We start from the raw sequence: 17004 nt of genomic DNA, 5'->3' as shown, positions 1-17004 counted from the left end.
ATGATGAACGAACGTTCATTAGGCGAACGGGCGAGCGCGGAGAACCGGGCGAGCGACCGGCGCGGAAGAGAGCGGGAAGAGAGCACATGAGCGACCGCCTGCGGGATGTGTACGTCGTCGACGCCGTCCGTACCCCCATCGGGAAGTACGGCGGCGCGCTGTCCGGGGTCCGCCCCGACGACCTGGCGGCCCATGTGGTGCGCGCCCTGCTGGGCCGCGCCCCCGACCTCGACCCGGCCCGCGTCGACGACGTCGTCTTCGGCAACGCCAACGGCGCGGGCGAGGAGAACCGCAACGTGGCGCGGATGGCGCTGCTGCTGGCCGGGCTGCCGGTGTCGGTGCCCGGCACGACGGTCAACCGACTGTGCGGCTCCGGCCTGGAGGCGGTCGTCCAGGCCGCCCGCGCCATCGCCGTCGGCGACGCCCATGTCGTGCTGGCGGGCGGTGTGGAGTCGATGTCCCGTGCCCCCTGGGTGCTGCCCAAGCCGGAGCGCGGCTTCCCCGCCGGCCACCAGCAGATGTACTCGACCACCCTCGGCTGGCGGATGACCAACCCGGCGATGCCGCCGGAGTGGACCGTCCCGCTGGGCGAGGGCGCCGAGCTGATCGCCGGCAAGCACGGCATCAGCCGCGAGGCACAGGACGCCTTCGCGCTCGACAGCCACCACAAGGCGGCCCGCGCCTGGAAGGACGGGCTCTACGACCCCGAGGTGGTCGGGTATCCGGACACCGGGCTGGAGCGTGACGAGACGATCCGCGACAGCTCGTCCATGGAGGCGCTCGCGAAGCTCAAGCCGGCCTTCCGCGCCGACGGCACCGGCACGGTCACCGCGGGGAACTCCTCACCGTTGAACGACGGTGCCGCCGCGCTGCTGCTCTGCGACGAGGAGGGGCTGCGCGCCACCGGACGCGAGCCGCTGGCCCGGATCCGGGCCTCGGCCGTCACCGGGATCGCCCCGCAGTGGTTCGGCCTCGGCCCCGTAGAGGCGGTGCGGCGCGCCCTCGCCAAGGCGGGCCACGGCTTCGACGGGCTGACCACCGTCGAGCTCAACGAGGCGTTCGCGGCCCAGGCGCTGGGCTGCCTCGCCGAGTTGCCGGAGCTGGACCCGGCGCTGGTCAACCCGCGCGGCGGCGCCATCGCGATCGGCCATCCGCTCGGCGCCTCCGGCGCCCGGCTGACCGGCTCGGTCGCCCACCAGCTCGCGGCCGCGGGCGGCGGCACCGGGGTGGCCGCGCTGTGCATCGGCGTCGGCCAGGGACAGGCCCTCGTCCTGGAGCGGTGACGGGGCGCAGTACGGTGATCACCGGGCCCGTACGGCGGCCGTCCGCCCCGGACGGCCGCCGTTCCAGCGAGCCGTTCGGCCGGTCGGTGTCCACGGACGCCGGCTGACGTGCGGCGACGTATGCCGAGGGAGGAACCCCCATGATCCCCCAGCCCCATCCCCGTCCCCCGTCGCGTTCCGGCGCCGTGGCGGCGCCCGACGACCCGGCCGGCACGACCGGCACCACCGGGCGGCGCTCCCGATTAGCGGCCCCGGCCGGCGTACGCCCGGCGACGTGCCCCGGGCGTCGCTGATGCGCACCTGTGTGGGCATCATCGGCGGCGGCCCGGCGGGGCTGCTGCTCGCCCGACTGCTGCACCGGGCGGGCGTCGACTGCGTGGTGCTGGAGCGCCGCGACCGGGACCATGTGGAGCGGCGGCAGCGCGCCGGGGTGCTGGAACAGGGCACCGTCGACACGCTGCGCGGCTGTGGCGTCGGCGCCCGGCTGGACCGCGAGGGGCTGCCGCACCACGGTGTCGAGCTGCGGTTCGACGGCCGCGCGCACCGCGTCGACCTGCCGTCCCTGACCGGCGGCAGGTCCGTCACCGTCTACGCGCAGACCGAGGTCGTCAAGGACCTGGTGGCGCTGCAGCTCGCCGACGGGCCGCCGCTGCTGTTCGGGGCCGAGGTGCGCGGGGTGACCGGCGTCGAGTCGGGCGCCCCGGTCATCCACTTCACCCACGAGGGCCGTGAGCGGACCCTGAGCTGCGGCGTGGTGGCGGGGTGCGACGGCTTCCACGGCGTGGCCCGCCGCACCGTCCCGGCCCGGGCCGCCCGCACCTACGTCCAGGAGTACCCCTACTCCTGGTTGGGCGTACTGGCGGACGTCCCCGCGGGCGACGACGAACTGATCTACGCCCGGCACGCGGAGGGCTTCGCGCTGCACAGCATGCGCTCCCCCGCGGTCTCCCGCCTCTACCTCCAGGTGCCCAACGGCACCGACCCGGCCGAGTGGTCCGAGCAGCGCGTCTGGGACGCCCTGAGCATCCGGCTGGCCACCCCCGACGGCGGCTGGGAGCTGCGCCGTGGACCGATCACCGCCCGCTCGGTCACCGGCATGCGGGCCTTCGTCCACGAGCCGATGCGCTACGGCAGCCTGCTGCTGGCGGGCGACGCGGCGCACATCGTGCCGCCCACCGGCGCCAAGGGGCTCAACCTCGCGGTGGCCGACGCGGTCGCGCTCGCCGCGGCGCTCGTCCACCGCCACCGGACCGGCTCCACCGCCCTGCTCGACACCTACTCCGACAGTTGTCTGCGCCGCGTCTGGCAGACGGTGCGCTTCGCGAGCTGGATGACCACGACGCTCCACCGCCACCCGGACCAGGGCCCCTTCGAGGACCGGACACAGCTGGCCGCGCTCGACCGGATCGCCACCTCGAAGACCGCGGCCGCCGAGTTCGCCGAGAACTACGCGGGGCTGCCGATCTAGCCTGGCGGCAGCGACCGGGCGCGACGGACGGGACGCGGTGCACAGGACGCAGGACGGACAGGACGCGACGGACAGAACGCGACGGACAGGACGCGGCATCGGGCGCGTCGGGAAGGGGACGGGCCATGGCGGCGCGGCAGCGGATGGTGGTCATCGGGGGCGACGCGGCGGGCATGTCCGCCGCCTCCCAGGCGCGCAGGCTGCGCGGCCCGGAGGAACTGGAGATCGTCGCGTTCGAACGCGGCCCCTTCACCTCGTACTCCGCCTGCGGCATCCCGTACTGGGTCGGCGGCGATGTGTCGGGGCCCGACGCGCTGATCGCCCGCACCCCCGAGGAGCACCGGGAGCGCGGCATCGACCTGCGGATGGGCACCCAGGTCGACGAGATCGACGTGTCGGGGCGGCGGGTGCGCGCCCGCGACCTGGCCTCGGGCGAGGAGGCGTGGTGGGGCTACGACCGGCTGGTCATCGCCACCGGGGCGCGTCCGGTACGGCCGCCGCTGCCCGGGATCGACGCGCCGGGGGTGCACGGCGTGCAGACCCTGGACGACGGCCGGGCGCTGCTGGAGACCCTGGACCGGGCCACGGGCCGCCGGGCGGTGGTGGTCGGGGCCGGGTACATCGGCGTGGAGATGGCCGAGGCGCTGGTCCGGCGCGGCTACCAGGTCACCCTGGTCAACGCCGCCGAGCAGCCGATGACCACTCTCGACCCCGACATGGGGCGGCTGGTCGACGAGGCGATGCGCGGCATGGGCATCGAGACGGTCAACGCCGCCGAGGTGACCAAGATCCTCACCGGTGGGGACGGCCGGGTGCGCGCCGTCGCCACCGAGCACGCCGAGTACCCCGCCGATGTGGTGGTCCTGGGCATCGGGGTGACCCCGCGGACCGAGCTCGCCCGCGCCGCCGGGCTGCCGCTCGGGCCGTCCGGAGGGCTGCTGACCGACCTGGGGATGCGGGTCCGGGGCCACGAGGACATCTGGGCCGGCGGCGACTGCGTCGAGGTGCTGGACCTGGTCTCGGGCGACACCCGGCACATCCCGCTGGGCACCCACGCCAACAAGCACGGCCAGGTCATCGGCACCAACGTGGGCGGCGGCTACGCCACGTTCCCGGGCGTCGTGGGCACCGCCGTCAGCAAGGTCTGCGACCTGGAGATCGCCCGTACGGGCCTGTTGGAGCGGCAGGCCGCGGCGGCCGGACTGCGCTTCGTCACCGTCACCGTGGAGTCGACCAGTCGGGCCGGCTACTACCCCGGGGCCCGCCCGATGCGGGTGAAGATGCTGGCCGAGCGGCGCACCGGCCGGCTCCTCGGCGTCCAGATCGTCGGCCGGGAGGGCGCCGCCAAGCGCGTGGACATCGCCGCCGTCGCCCTCACCGCCCGGTTGACGGTCGAGCAGATGACCGCCCTCGACCTCGGCTACGCCCCGCCCTTCTCCCCGGTCTGGGACCCGGTGCTGGTCGCGGCCCGCAAGGCGTTCGCGGCGGTGCGGGCGGCCGGCGGCTGAACCGCGCCCGGCCGCGCGGTCCTCTCGCGCGACGGCGACGGGCCGCACGGGAGTGATCCCGTGCGGCCCGTCGCCGTCATGCCGGGTCGTCAGACCCGCGCCCGGTTACGCCGGGACGCTGGCGACGCCCGCCGGCAGGAAGGTCTTGCCGTTGACCCGCTCGGAGACGCCCTCGCGGTCCAGGTACGGGGTGATGCCACCGAGGTGGAAGGGCCAGCCGGCGCCGGTGATCAGGCACAGGTCGATGTCCTGCGCCTCGGCGACGACGCCCTCGTCGAGCATCAGACCGATCTCCTGGGCGACCGCGTCGAGGACGCGGGCGCGCACCTGCTCCTCGGTGAGGACCACATCGCCCTGCTTGAGGAGGGCGGCGACCTCGGGGTCCAGCTCCGGCTTGCCGGAGTCGTAGACGTAGAAGCCGCGCTTGCCGGCCTTGACCACGGCGGCGAGGTTCTCGGAGACGGTGAAGCGCTCCGGGAAGGCGCCGTGCAGCGTCTCGGAGACGTGCAGGCCGATGGCCGGGCCGACCAGCTCCAGCAGCACCAGCGGGGACATCGGCAGACCGAGCGGCTCGACGGCCTTCTCCGCGGTCTCCACCGGGGTGCCCTCGTCGATGACGTTCTGGATCTCGCCCATGAAGCGGGTCAGGATCCGGTTGACGACGAACGCCGGGGCGTCCTTCACCAGGACGGCCGTCTTCTTCAGCGACTTGGCGACGGCGAAGGCCGTGGCCAGCGACGCGTCGTCGGTCTGCTCGGCACGCACGATCTCCAGCAGCGGGAGGATGGCGACCGGGTTGAAGAAGTGGAAGCCCACGACCCGCTCGGGGTGCTTGAGCTGCGAGGCCATCTCCGTGACGGAGAGCGAGGAGGTGTTGGTGGCGAGGATGGTGTGCGCCGGCACGACCGCCTCGACCTCGGCGAACACCTTCTGCTTGACGCCCATCTCCTCGAAGACGGCCTCGATGACGAAGTCGGCGTCGCCGAAGCCCGCGGCCTTGTCGAGGGTGCCGGTCACCAGGGCCTTGAGGCGGTTGGCCTTGTCCTGGTGGATCCGGCCCTTGAGGAGCAGCTTGTCGATCTCCTCGTGGACGTAGCCCACGCCCTTGTCGACGCGCTCCTGGTCGATGTCGGTCAGCACCACCGGCACCTCCAGGCGGCGCACGAACAGCAGCGCCAGCTGGGAGGCCATCAGACCGGCGCCGACGACGCCCACCTTGGTGACCGGGCGGGCCAGCGACTTGTCCGGCGCGCCGGCCGGGCGCTTGCCGCGCTTCTGCACCAGGTTGAAGGCGTAGATGCCGCTGCGCAGCTCGCCGCCCATGATCAGGTCCGCGAGGGCCTGGTCCTCGGCGTCGAAGCCCTGCCGCAGGTCGCCGTTCTTGGCGGCGGCGATGATGTCCAGGGCGCGGTACGCGGCGGGGGCCGCGCCGTGCACCTTGGAGTCGGCGAACGCCCGGCCGCGCTCCACGGCCTGGTCCCACGCCTCGCCGCGGTCCACCTCGGTGCGGACGACCTCGGTCGCGCCGGTGAGGACGGACGCGGTCCAGTGCAGCGACCGCTCCAGGAAGTCGGCGCCCTCGAAGATCGCGTCGGCGATCCCGAGCTCGTAGACCTGCTTGCCCTTGAGCTGCTTGTTCTGGTTGAGCGAGTTCTCGATGATCACGCTCACCGCGCGGTCGGCGCCGATGAGGTTCGGCAGCAGCGCGCAACCGCCCCAGCCCGGCACCAGGCCCAGGAAGACCTCGGGCAGCGAGAAGGCCGGGATCACGGCCGACACGGTGCGGTAGGTGCAGTGCAGACCGACCTCGACGCCGCCGCCCATGGCCGCGCCGTTGTAGTAGGCGAAGGTCGGCACGGCCAGCGCGGACAGCCGCTTGAAGACGTCGTGGCCGCCCTTGCCGATGGCCAGCGCCTCCTCGTGCTTCTTCAGCAGCTCGACGCCCTTGAGGTCGGCGCCGACGGCGAAGATGAAGGGCTTGCCGGTGAGGCCGACGCCGACGATCTCGCCGTCCGCGGCCTCCTTCTCGACCTGGTCGATCGCCGCGTTGAGGTTGGCGAGCGACTGCGGGCCGAAGGTGGTCGGCTTGGTGTGGTCCAGGCCGTTGTCGAGCGTGATGAGCGCGAAGCGCCCGGCGCCGAGGGGGAGGTCGAGGTGACGGACGTGCGCCTGCGTCACGACCTCACCGGGGAACAGCTCGGCCGCTCCCTTGAGAAGTTCTGCGGTGGTGCTCACTTGGCCCCCTCGAAGTGCGGGTTCTCCCAGATCACGGTGCCGCCCATGCCCAGGCCGATACACATGCTCGTGATGCCGTAGCGGACTTCCGGCTGCTCCTCGAACTGCCGGGCGAGCTGCGTCATCAGACGGACGCCGGAGGAGGCGAGCGGGTGACCGAAGGCGATGGCGCCGCCGTACTGGTTGACGCGCGGGTCGTCGTCGGCGATGCCGTAGTGGTCCAGGAGGGACAGCACCTGCACCGCGAAGGCCTCGTTGATCTCGAACAGGCCGATGTCGTCGATCGACAGGCCGGCCTTGGCCAGCGCCTTCTTGGTGGCGGGCACCGGGCCGTAGCCCATGACCTCGGGCTCCACGCCGGCGAAGGCGAAGGACACCATGCGCATCTTGACCGGCAGGCCCAGCTCGCGCGCCACGTCCTCGGCGGCGACCAGCGAGGCGGTGGCGCCGTCGTTGATGCCCGCGGAGTTGCCCGCGGTGACCCGACCGTGCGGACGGAACGGGGTCTTCAGCCCGGCCAGGCCCTCCAGGGTGGTGCCCGGGCGCATCGGCTCGTCGACCGTGGCCAGGCCCCAGCCCGTCTCGCCGCCCTCGGGCGAGGTGCGGCGGATGGAGATCGGCACCAGGTCCGGCTGGATCTTGCCGTCGGCGTACGCCTTGGCGGCCTTCTCCTGGCTGCGCACCGCGTACTCGTCGGTGCGCTGCTTGGTGATGTGCGGCAGCCGGTCGTGCAGGTTCTCGGCCGTCATGCCCATGGACAGCGCGGACATGTCGACCAGCTTCTCCGACAGGAACCGCGGGTTGGGGTCGACGCCCTCGCCCATCGGGTGGCGGCCCATGTGCTCCACGCCGCCGGCGACCGCGATGTCGTAGGCGCCGAAGGCGATGCCGCTACCCATCGAGGTGACGGCCGTCATCGCGCCGGCACACATCCGGTCGATGGCGAAGCCGGGGACGGTCTGCGGCAGACCGGCCAGCATGCCGGAGCTGCGGCCGATGGTCAGGCCCTGGTCGCCGATCTGCGTGGTGGCGGCGATGGCGACCTCGTCGATGCGCTCGGGTGCCAGGTCCGGGTTGCGGCGCAGCAGCTCCCGGATGCACTTGACGACCAGGTCGTCGGCGCGGGTCTCGTGGTAGATGCCCTTCGGGCCCGCCTTGCCGAACGGGGTGCGGACGCCGTCGACGAAGACGACGTCCCTAGCGGTACGAGGCACGTTGGCTCTCCTCCAGGTGCGGGGATGGCACTGCTGCGGGCACGCCACACGCCTGCGGCGCGCTGCTTCGCTGCTTACCGTCATGCTACTTGTGGGTAACCAGGCTGCCCAGTCCCCTACGCCGTAGCGGTGAACGTCACACGGCGCGGGCGGCGGCGGGGGTGGGACACGGGGTGCGCGCTCGGTGGAACCGCTCCCGCGCCCCGCGGGACGGGGCCGCACGCGAACCGCCCCGGGGGCCGGGAAGCCGGCCCGCCGGGGCGGTGGTGGCGCGGGGGTACGAGCGGGAGCCGTGCCGGGTCCACGCGCGTCACTCGACGGTCAGGGCTTGGCGGCCCTGCCGGTGGTCAGCGCGGTGACGAGCAGGGGCGTGACCTGTTCGATCTGCCAGGGGCGCGCGCCGTGGGCGGCCAGCGCCCGCGCCACGGAGTCCGCGGTGGCCTCGATCGGCGGCTCCCAGCACAGCCGGCGCACGGTGTCCGGCGTGATCAGGTTCTCCTGCGGCAGGCCGAGCCGCTCGGCGAGCGCGGTGACCGCCGCGCGGGCCGCCGAGAGTCGGGCGGCCGCGGCCGGGTCCTTGTCGGCCCAGGCGCGCGGCGGCGGGGGCCCGGCCACCGGCTGGCCCGGCTGCGGAAGCTCCGCCTCCGGCAGCGCGCGGGCCCGGTCGATGGCGGCCTGCCACTGCTCCAGCTGACGGCGGCCCATGCGGTGCCCGAAGCCGTTCAGCGCCGCGAGGGAGCGGGTGCCGGCCGGCAGCGCCAGCGCGGCCTCGACGATCGCGGCGTCGCTGAGCACCTTGCCGGGAGAGACGTCCCGGCGCTGGGCGACCAGGTCGCGGGCGGTCCACAGCTCGCGCACGACCGCCATCTGCCGGCGGCGGCGCACCTTGTGCATGCCCGACGTACGACGCCAGGGGTCCTTGCGCGGCGGGGGCGGCGGGGCGGCGGCGATGGCCGCGAACTCCTGCCGGGCCCACTCCAGCTTGCCCTGCCGCTCCAGCTCCGCCTCCAGCGCGTCGCGCAGGTCGACCAGGAGCTCGACGTCGAGGGCGGCGTAGCGCAGCCAGGGTTCGGGGAGCGGGCGGGTGGACCAGTCGACGGCGGAGTGGCCCTTCTCCAGGGCGTAGCCGAGGACGGACTCGACCATGGCACCGAGGCCGACCCGGGCGAACCCGGCCAGCCGGCCGGCGAGCTCGGTGTCGAACAGCCGCGCCGGGACCATGCCTATGTCCCGCAGGCAGGGCAGGTCCTGGGTGGCGGCGTGGAGCACCCACTCTGCGTCGCCGATCGCGTCGTCCAGCGCGCTCAGGTCGGGGCAGCCGACCGGGTCGATCAGGGCGCTGCCCGCGCCGGCGCGGCGCAGCTGGACGAGGTAGGCGCGCTGTCCGTAGCGGTAGCCGGAGGCGCGCTCGGCGTCCACGGCCACCGGGCCGTGTCCGGCGGCGAAGGCGGCGACCACGGCGTCCAGCGACTCCTGGTCCGCGATCACCTCGGGGATGCCCTCACGAGGCTCCAACAAGGGGACCGGCGCCGGGGGGAGGCCGTTCGGAGGGCCGTCCTCCGGGGTTCGCAGTGTCGTGTCTGCTGCGGTCTCTTGGGCGTCGGTCACCAGTCAAGAGTATCCGGGCGAGCGGGTGGCGCAGGGCGCCCGTCGACGGAACGTTCCGTCGACGGGCGCGGGATATGTGTAAACAAGCGGTACGGATGGGGGTGGACGGGGGGATCGGGAAGGATACGGCGGTGTCTGTCGGTGACTTTCGGTGTCCCTGGCGGCTGTCGGCGGCCTCCCTGGACTCTGCCGCCCCGTCAGGGCCGGCCTCCGGCGCCGCCGCCGGGCCTGTGGGGCGCCGCGCTAGTGGATGATGCCGGTGCGCAGCGCGACGGCGACCATGCCGGCTCGGTCTCCGGTGCCCAGCTTGCGCGCGATGCGGGCGAGATGACTCTTGACGGTGAGCGCGGAAAGACCCATCGACACGCCGATGGCCTTGTTGGACTGGCCCTCCGCAACCAGCCTCAGCACCTCGACCTCGCGACCGGACAGCTCGCGATAGCCGCCGGGGTGGCCGGGCGCGCCCGGCGGGCGACGGTGCAGCCGGGCGGCGGCCGCGCCGATCGGGGCAGCTCCGGGGCGACCGGGAATGCCCAGGTTGGTGCGGGTGCCGGTGACGACGTAGCCCTTGACGCCGCCGGCCAGGGCGTTGCGCACGGCGCCGATGTCGTCGGCGGCGGAGAGTGCGAGGCCGTTGGGCCAGCCCGCGGCGCGGGCTTCGGAGAGCAGGGTGAGGCCGGAGCCGTCGGGGAGGTGGACGTCGGCGACGCAGATGTCCCGGGGGTTGCCGATACGGGGGCGGGCCTCCGCGATCGACGACGCCTCGATGACGTCCCGTACGCCGAGGGCCCACAGATGGCGGGTGACGGTGGAGCGGACGCGGGGGTCGGCGACGACGACCATGGCCGTCGGCTTGTTCGGGCGGTAGGCGACCAGGCTGGAAGGTTGCTCAAGGAGAACAGACACCGGGCCTCCTTGGGGAGGTGGGGAGTGGGTGGGGACGGTCATCTGGTGCTTCGGCACCCACATGGCCGGGCTTTAGGGAATGATCACGATCGAGTGAGTAACAATTCGGACAATTGAGACGTCCGATCGATCAGTGAATCGATCACGAGGGCGCCGCTTGCGGTGATTCGGTGAGGTCAGTCCGCGCCCCGTCCGCCACCCCGCCCGACCCCCCGGTCAGCCCCGTGAGCCTCGGGTCGCCCAGCGGGGTGACCGCGTTGGGTCAACCGGGCGAACCCGACCCGTGGGCGGTGTCGCCCATGCGAGCGACCCCGGCGACCGGCGCCTCGCGTGAGCGCCCCCAGGCGAGTGACCCTCATGACCCGGTGCCACACCGACGCCGCCCTCCGGCCCGGACCCGGCCGCCCCGCCCGTCACGACAGCCCCACCCGGGGCCCACCCGCGCCCTGTGCGGCCGCTGGGCAGGCGTACAGCTCGCATGGCCGCCCGCCGGGCCCCGCGGCTGCGCCGGGCCGCCCACGGGCCGTCTGGCGGCCCGGTCGCCTGGCTGCCCGGCGGCGCGAATGACATGCCACCCGCTGGCGCCGGACGGCAACGCGCTGCGGGGCGGGAACGCGCCGCGGGACGGCATACGGCTCTGCCGGGTGCGGCTCTCGTCTCGCGCCTTCGGCGCACAGAAAGCGGCAGCGGAGGAGGGAGGGCCTTGCCTGGGCGCCTCTGCCGACTGCCGCCGAGTGGGACGGACCGTGACTACCGCGCCGGAGCGGCGCCCCTCCGTCTGCCCCGCGGTCTGCGGACCCACCGCGGGAGCTCCACCCCGGCCCCACCCGGAGGAATGCCTTCGCGAAATCGCTTGATGCAAAGCAAGTATTGAGTCAAGGGACCCTGGGAGGCATACCCCTTCGTGGGATTGGTTGATGTCGAGCAAGTGCGGGGTCAACGGATTCTGCGAGGCACATGGTCTGGCTCGACCATGTCGACAGATCGATATGGCGGGCCACCGGGGCATCGGACCCACGGCCCGCCGGACGGCGACGGCGATCAGGCAGCCCCTCCCCAACCCGCTGCCGCCCTCTTTGCACCGCAGGCGCGAGACGAGAGCCGCACCCGACAGAGCCGCATGCCGCCCCAGCCAGAGAAGTCACCCCACACAGCCCCCACCGGCCGCGGACGGCGACGGTGATCAGGCAGCCCCTCCCCAACCCGCTGCCGCCCTCTTTGCGCCGCAGGCGCGAGACGAGAGCCGCACCCGACAGAGCCGCATGCCGCCCCACCCAGAGAAGTCACCCCACACAGCCCCCACCGGCCGCGGACGGCGACGGCGATCAGGCAGCCCCTCCCCAACCCGCCGCCGCCCTCTGTGCGCCGCAGGCGCGAGACGAAACCCGCACCCGACAGAGCCGCATGCCGCCGCCCATAGGCGCGCAGCCGCCCCGCGGCCGTACGCGCTCGGGGGTCAGCGGGGTTGGGGGCCGCGGCGCTGTGGGAGGGAGACGACGCCGGAGTCGGCGGCGCCGGCCGGGGGCAGGCCGGCGATCTGGCAGAGCAGGTCGCACCAGGCGGCCAGATGGCTGGCGGTGTCCGGGGGGCCCGCCTCGTCGGAGGGGGTCCACGAGGCCCGGATCTCGATGCGGGTGGACGGCTCGCGGTCGGCCAGCCCCCCGAAGTGGTGCGAGCTGGCGAGGGTGACGGTGCCGCTCGGCTCGCCGTAGGAGACCCCGCGCGCCTGGAGCGCGCCGGTCAGCCAGGACCAGCACACCTCCGGCAGCAGCGGGTCCGCCGCCATCTCCGCTTCGAGGTCGGCGTGGACGAGGGTGACCAGCCGGAACGTGCCGCGCCAGGCGTCGTGCCCGGCCGGGTCGTGGAGCAGGATCAGCCGCCCCTCCGCCAGCTCGTCCGGCTCCTCGCCGAGGCCGCCGTGCCCGGCGGGCCCGCCGGGGGCACCGGGCGTGCCGGAGGGTCCGCCCTGGGCGGCCTGCCCCGACGCGTCCACGGCCACCACCGCCTCCAGCGCGTACGCGTACGGCGCCAGGCGGCGCGGCGGCGCGGTCGGTTCCAGCTCCACCTCCGGCCGGGGCCGTACACCGCGCAACCCGGCGACCGCGTGCCGGAAGGCGATGGGAGCGCCGCCCTGACCATCCGTGCCGTCCGCACCGTCCGCGAGGTGTCCCTGAGCCGCTGCCATGCCGGAAGAGTAGGCGTTGACAGGGCCGCATCCGGGGAGGGACACCCGGGTTGTCGGGTCACTCGTTCGGCCCGTGCGAAGATTTGGGGCATGAGCGTCTCCGACAGCGTCCCCGACGGGCCCGGCGCCGGGCAGCAGACCGGCCGCAGCGCGGCGTACGACTCGGCGTTTCTGCGCGCCTGCCGGCGGGAGCCGGTGCCGCACACGCCGGTGTGGTTCATGCGCCAGGCAGGGCGCTCGCTGCCGGAGTACCGCCGCGTCCGCGAGGGCGTGGCCATGCTCGACTCCTGCATGCGGCCCGACCTGGTCACCGAGATCACCCTGCAGCCGGTGCGCCGCCACGGAGTGGACGCCGCGATCTACTTCAGCGACATCGTGGTGCCGCTCAAGGCCATCGGCATCGATCTCGACATCAAGCCCGGGGTCGGCCCGGTCGTCGAGCAGCCGATCCGCTCCCGCGCGGACCTGGAGCGGCTGCGGGCGCTCGACCCGGACGATGTGAAGTACGTCACCGAGGCGATCGGCATGCTCGTCGGCGAGCTCGGCACCACCCCGCTGATCGGCTTCGCGGGCGCCCCGTTCACCCTCGCCAGCTACCTCGTGGAGGGCGGGCCGTCCCGCAACCACGAGCGGACCAAGGCCCTGATGTACGGCGACCCGCAGCTGTGGGCCGACCTGCTGGACCGCCTCTCGGAGATCACCGCCGCCTTCCTGAAGGTGCAGATCGAGGCCGGCGCCTCCGCCGTCCAGCTCTTCGACTCCTGGGTGGGCGCGCTGGCCCCCGCCGACTACCGGCGCAGTGTGCTGCCCGCCTCCGCCAAGGTCTTCGACGCGGTGGCCGGCTACGGCGTGCCCCGCATCCACTTCGGCGTCGGCACCGGCGAGCTCCTCGGCCTGCTCGGCGAGGCCGGCGCGGACGTCGTCGGCGTCGACTGGCGCGTCCCGCTGGACGAGGCCGCCCGTCGCGTCGGCCCCGGCAAGGCGCTCCAGGGCAACCTCGACCCCGCCGTCCTCTTCGCGCCCCGCGAGGCCGTCGAGGCCAAGGCGGACGAGGTGCTGGCGGCCGCCGCCGGGCTGGAGGGCCATGTCTTCAACCTGGGCCACGGCGTCCTGCCGAGCACCGACCCGGACGCCCTCACCCGACTGGTGGAGCACGTCCACGCGCGCACCGCGCGCCAGTAGTCGGCGGCCGGCGAAGTCCAGGCCGCCGGCGAACCCCGAACGCCGCCGGTGGTGGCGCGCCAGCGGGCGCGCCACCACCGTTCTGACACCGAGCCCGGCGCACGCGCCGCCCGGCCTGCCGGCGGGGTCGGCTCAGGCCCGTCGCCAGCCGCCCAGCGCCAGCCCCGGTTCGGAACGCTTCTGGCGGGCGACGTGCAGCGCGCCGTCGGCGCTGAGGGTGGCCACGACGAGCCGACCGACGCCGTCGACCGCCAGGGCGGGGGCGCCGGTGCCGGGGTCTCCGGTGGGGGTCCACCACACGCCGGCGGACTCGTGCTCGGTGGGGTGCGCGGCCACGGCCAGCCGGCCGCTCTTGGCCTCCCGGTGCGCCAGGACGGTGCAGTCGTGCCCGGCGATCTCCGCGCGGGCCACCGCGACCGGCCCGGTGCCGGCCTCGCCGCCGAGCGAGACGGCGTCGTCACCGTCGGGGCGGTACGCGAGCACCGCGCCGGTCATCGCGTCGCGCCAGTAGTGGGTCACCGTGTCCCGGCTGCTCTCGACGGCCGACACCGAGTCGGGGCGGGGCCGCGCGGGCACGTCGTCGCCGCGCCGCAGCCGGGCGCCGGGCTCGGGCTGGTACCAGCGCAGCGCGCCCTCGCCGGTCGTCGCCAGGAGCTCCACCCGCCCGTCGCCGGTGGCGGTGGCGCACAGCCCGTCCCGCACGTCCCGGCCCTTGAGGTCCTCCCAGGGGCCCCAGTTGCCCTTGGCGTCCTGTCGTCGGGCGCACACGCCGTGCCCGGCGTTGCGTATGAAGACGTACAGCGCACCGTTCGCGTCGACGGCGGCGGACGGCGGGCCGATCCGCAGCGCCTTGCGCCAGTCCTTCGGGTACGGGGTGGACAGGGAGTGCCAGGCCGTCATCGGCCGACCCGTCTGGTACTGGGTGGCGTGCACGACCTCCAGATCGGTGCGCTCGTCACCGACCGGTCTGCGGCGCAGCCCCACCAGGTGGACATAGCCGTCCCGGCCCTGGGCCACACAGATGTCCGACAGCCCCGGCGCCTCGAAGACCTGCGGGCCGTCCCAGTCGGGCCCGCCGGGCTCAGTCTCGGTCCAGCGGGCAATACCGCCCGCGACCGGCGCGTAGGCCGTGAGCCGACCGTCCTTGCCGCGGAGCAACCGCAACGCCATGGCTCGCCGCCAACCTTTCCCGCTCGAATACTGACCATAATATTTCCCGTGACGGCTCAGTTCCCCCTGGTCATCGTCGACGCGGCCAATGTCGTCGGTTCGGTGCCCGACGGCTGGTGGCGAGACCGGCGGGCCGCCGCCGAGCGGCTGCGCGACCGGCTGGCGGAGTACGCGGCGCTGGGGCTGCGGCAGCGGCCCGGACTGCCGCCGTGGGCGCAGCGGGGGCCCTTGGAGATCGTGCTGGTCGTCGAGGGGGCGGCGCGCGACGTCGAGCCCGTGCCGGAGGTGCGGGTCGTCGCGGCCCCCGGCAGCGGCGACGACCGCATGGTGGAGCTGGTGGCGGCCCGGGAGCCGGGGCGGGACTGCCTGGTGGTGACCGCCGACCGCGAACTTCGGGAGCGGGTGGCGGCCCTGGGCGCGGACGTCGCCGGGCCGCGCACGGTCCGGCCGGCGGCCGACGGCTCCTGACCCGCCCTCATGCGCCCGGTCCGCCGGCCCTCCTAGCCCGCCTTCGGCAGGTCGTCCACCCGGTCCGCCGCCCCCACCATCCGGCTGTGGCCGCGCCCGTAGGCGAAGTAGACGATGAAGCCGACCAGCATCCACACCGCGAACCGGGCCCAGGTCTCCCCCGGCAGATTGAGCATCAGCCACAGCGAGGCGGCGACCGAGGCGATGGGCAGCACCGGCACCCAGGGGGTGCGGAAGGCGCGGTCCAGGTCGGGGCGGGTTCGGCGGAGCACGATGACGCCGATCGCGACCACGACGAAGGCGAAGAGGGTGCCGATGTTCACCAGCTCCGCCAGCTCGGAGATGCTGGTGAAGCCGGCGACGACGGCGATGACGCAGCCGAGCAGGATGGTCGAGCGGTACGGGGTGGCGTAGCGCGGGTGCACCTTGGAGAAGAAGCGCGGCAGCAGCCCGTCGCGGCTCATGGCGAAGAAGACCCGGGTCTGCCCCAGCAGCAGGATCATGCAGACGGTGATCAGGCCGACGGCGGCGCCGAAGCTGATCAGGCCGGCGTACCAGGGGTGCCCGGTGGACTTGAAGGCGTCCGCCAGCGGCGCGTCGATGGTGAGCCTGGTGTAGTGCTGCATGCCGGTGACGACGACCGTCACGGCGACGTACAGCGTGGTGCAGATCAGCAGCGAGCCCAGGATGCCGATGGGCATGTCCCGCTGCGGGTTGCGGGTCTCCTCGGCCGCGGTGGCGACCACGTCGAAGCCGATGAAGGCGAAGAACACCACGGCGGCGGCGGTGAAGATGCCCGGGACGCCGAAGCTGGTGGGTTCGTAACCGAACATCAGCTGCACCAGCGGCGCGTCGAGGCCCGAGCCGCCCTCCCTGGTCTCGGACTCGGGGATGAACGGCCGCCAGTTGGCCGCCTTGATGAAGAAGGCGCCGGCGATGATGACGATCAGCACCACGGTCACCTTGATCGCGACGACGACCGCGGTGAGCCGGGCGGACAGCTTCATGCCCAGGATCAGGATCCCGGTGAGCAGCAGCACCAGCAGGAAGGCGAGCAGGTCGAAGCCGAAGGGGCCCGGGGCGTCGGGCCCGGACAGGACGTTGGGGAGATGCCAGCCGGCGTTGTCGAGGAGCGAGCGCACATAGCCCGACCAGCCGACGGCGACCACCGCGGTCCCCAGCGCGAACTCCAGCACCAGGTCCCAGCCGATGATCCAGGCCGGCAGCTCGCCGATGGAGGCGTACGAGAAGGTGTACGCGGACCCGGCCACCGGGACCGTCGAGGCGAACTCCGCGTAGCAGAGGGCGGCCAGGGCGCAGACGATGCCGGCGGCGACGAAGGACAGCGAGGTCGCGGGGCCGGCGTGTTCCTTGGCGGCGACGCCGGTGAGGACGAAGATCCCGGTGCCGATGATGACGCCGACGCCGAAGACGGTGAGGTCGAGGGCGGACAGCGAGCGGTTGAGCGCGTGCTCCGGCTCCTCCGTGTCCCGGATGGACTGTTCGATCGACTTCGTCCGGAAGACGCCGCCTGAGCCGCCTTCGGTGGGTTCCTTCACACTCACGGCGCACCTCCACGATTGCCCGTCGGCGTCATGGTTCTGGTTGCCGGGGGCCGGAGGAGGTATGTACACCTGCCGGGGCGCACGAATTCATCCGATGGGGAGCGACGGGCGGGAACGCGCTGGGCCGGTCGGCGTATCCGTCGGATGGTCCCGTACGGATGCGTCGACCGGCCCGGTGCACCGGTGGTGCGGTCGGATGGCGCGGGCCGGCG

The 17004-nt window shown here is 73.8% G+C and carries 12 protein-coding genes; 5 read left to right on the top strand and 7 right to left on the bottom strand.

Annotated elements, in window-relative coordinates; all coding sequences use genetic code 11:
* Positions 1-86: 86 nt before the first annotated feature.
* From CD790_RS06640 to CD790_RS06630, 3 genes are all read left to right on the top strand, one after another.
* Complete coding sequence (locus CD790_RS06640; protein ID WP_144382109.1) at positions 87-1283, top strand: thiolase family protein; 1197 nt, start codon at positions 87-89, stop codon at positions 1281-1283.
* A 292-nt stretch (positions 1284-1575) separates the two neighbouring features.
* Positions 1576-2751, top strand: coding sequence for a 4-hydroxybenzoate 3-monooxygenase (locus CD790_RS06635; protein ID WP_144382694.1), 1176 nt, complete (start codon positions 1576-1578; stop codon positions 2749-2751).
* A gap of 125 nt (positions 2752-2876) precedes the next feature.
* Positions 2877-4259, top strand: coding sequence for an FAD-dependent oxidoreductase (locus CD790_RS06630; protein WP_144382108.1), 1383 nt, complete (start codon positions 2877-2879; stop codon positions 4257-4259).
* Positions 4260-4364: 105 nt separating this feature from the next.
* Here CD790_RS06630 and CD790_RS06625 read toward each other — a convergent pair whose 3' ends face one another.
* The 5 genes from CD790_RS06625 to CD790_RS06605 form a co-directional block, all read right to left on the bottom strand.
* Positions 4365-6494, bottom strand: a complete 2130-nt coding sequence (locus CD790_RS06625) for a 3-hydroxyacyl-CoA dehydrogenase NAD-binding domain-containing protein (RefSeq protein ID WP_144382107.1) — start codon at positions 6492-6494, stop codon at positions 4365-4367.
* Entirely contained in the window at positions 6491-7708 is a 1218-nt protein-coding gene (locus CD790_RS06620; RefSeq protein WP_144382106.1) for an acetyl-CoA C-acyltransferase, read from the bottom strand. The genes CD790_RS06625 and CD790_RS06620 overlap by 4 nt, the downstream gene beginning before the upstream one ends.
* A gap of 321 nt (positions 7709-8029) precedes the next feature.
* Entirely contained in the window at positions 8030-9316 is a 1287-nt protein-coding gene (locus CD790_RS06615; protein WP_144382105.1) for a ribonuclease D, read from the bottom strand.
* A 243-nt stretch (positions 9317-9559) separates the two neighbouring features.
* Positions 9560-10222: a response regulator transcription factor gene (locus CD790_RS06610; protein ID WP_144382104.1), complete on the bottom strand. Its 663-nt coding sequence runs from the start codon at positions 10220-10222 to the stop codon at positions 9560-9562.
* A gap of 1456 nt (positions 10223-11678) precedes the next feature.
* On the bottom strand, positions 11679-12407 hold the full coding sequence (locus CD790_RS06605; RefSeq protein WP_144382103.1) for a DUF3000 domain-containing protein: 729 nt from the start codon (positions 12405-12407) through the stop codon (positions 11679-11681).
* Between the two features lie 90 nt (positions 12408-12497).
* Here CD790_RS06605 and hemE point away from each other — a divergent pair, with 90 nt between their 5' ends.
* Positions 12498-13589: a uroporphyrinogen decarboxylase gene (gene hemE, locus CD790_RS06600; protein ID WP_144382102.1), complete on the top strand. Its 1092-nt coding sequence runs from the start codon at positions 12498-12500 to the stop codon at positions 13587-13589.
* A 132-nt stretch (positions 13590-13721) separates the two neighbouring features.
* On the opposite strand, the gene CD790_RS06595 is transcribed toward hemE, so the two are convergent.
* Positions 13722-14759, bottom strand: a complete 1038-nt coding sequence (locus tag CD790_RS06595) for a hypothetical protein (RefSeq protein ID WP_144382101.1) — start codon at positions 14757-14759, stop codon at positions 13722-13724.
* A gap of 48 nt (positions 14760-14807) precedes the next feature.
* Between CD790_RS06595 and CD790_RS06590 the strand changes: the two genes are divergently transcribed.
* On the top strand, positions 14808-15227 hold the full coding sequence (locus tag CD790_RS06590) for an NYN domain-containing protein (protein ID WP_144382100.1): 420 nt from the start codon (positions 14808-14810) through the stop codon (positions 15225-15227).
* A gap of 32 nt (positions 15228-15259) precedes the next feature.
* On the opposite strand, the gene CD790_RS06585 is transcribed toward CD790_RS06590, so the two are convergent.
* The gene (locus CD790_RS06585; RefSeq protein ID WP_144382099.1) at positions 15260-16792 is read right to left on the bottom strand and encodes an amino acid permease; all 1533 of its coding nucleotides are present in this window, start codon (positions 16790-16792) and stop codon (positions 15260-15262) included.
* Positions 16793-17004 lie beyond the last annotated feature (212 nt).

The sequence above is a fragment of the Streptomyces sp. SAJ15 genome (assembly GCF_007595705.1).
Taxonomy (GTDB): domain Bacteria; phylum Actinomycetota; class Actinomycetes; order Streptomycetales; family Streptomycetaceae; genus Streptomyces.
The sequence above is the reverse complement of the archived record's forward strand: the minus strand, read 5'-3'. Positions and strand labels throughout refer to the sequence as shown.

What these genes read in the sequence shown, in the direction of transcription:
- CD790_RS06595 (WP_144382101.1), bottom strand. Translation starts at nt 14,759, where the DNA reads ATGGCGTTGCGGTTGCTCCGCGGCAAGGACGGTCGGCTCACGGCCTAC.
- hemE (WP_144382102.1), top strand. Translation starts at nt 12,498, where the DNA reads ATGAGCGTCTCCGACAGCGTCCCCGACGGGCCCGGCGCCGGGCAGCAG.
- CD790_RS06630 (WP_144382108.1), top strand. Translation starts at nt 2,877, where the DNA reads ATGGCGGCGCGGCAGCGGATGGTGGTCATCGGGGGCGACGCGGCGGGC.
- CD790_RS06635 (WP_144382694.1), top strand. Translation starts at nt 1,576, where the DNA reads ATGCGCACCTGTGTGGGCATCATCGGCGGCGGCCCGGCGGGGCTGCTG.
- CD790_RS06640 (WP_144382109.1), top strand. Translation starts at nt 87, where the DNA reads ATGAGCGACCGCCTGCGGGATGTGTACGTCGTCGACGCCGTCCGTACC.
- CD790_RS06605 (WP_144382103.1), bottom strand. Translation starts at nt 12,407, where the DNA reads ATGGCAGCGGCTCAGGGACACCTCGCGGACGGTGCGGACGGCACGGAT.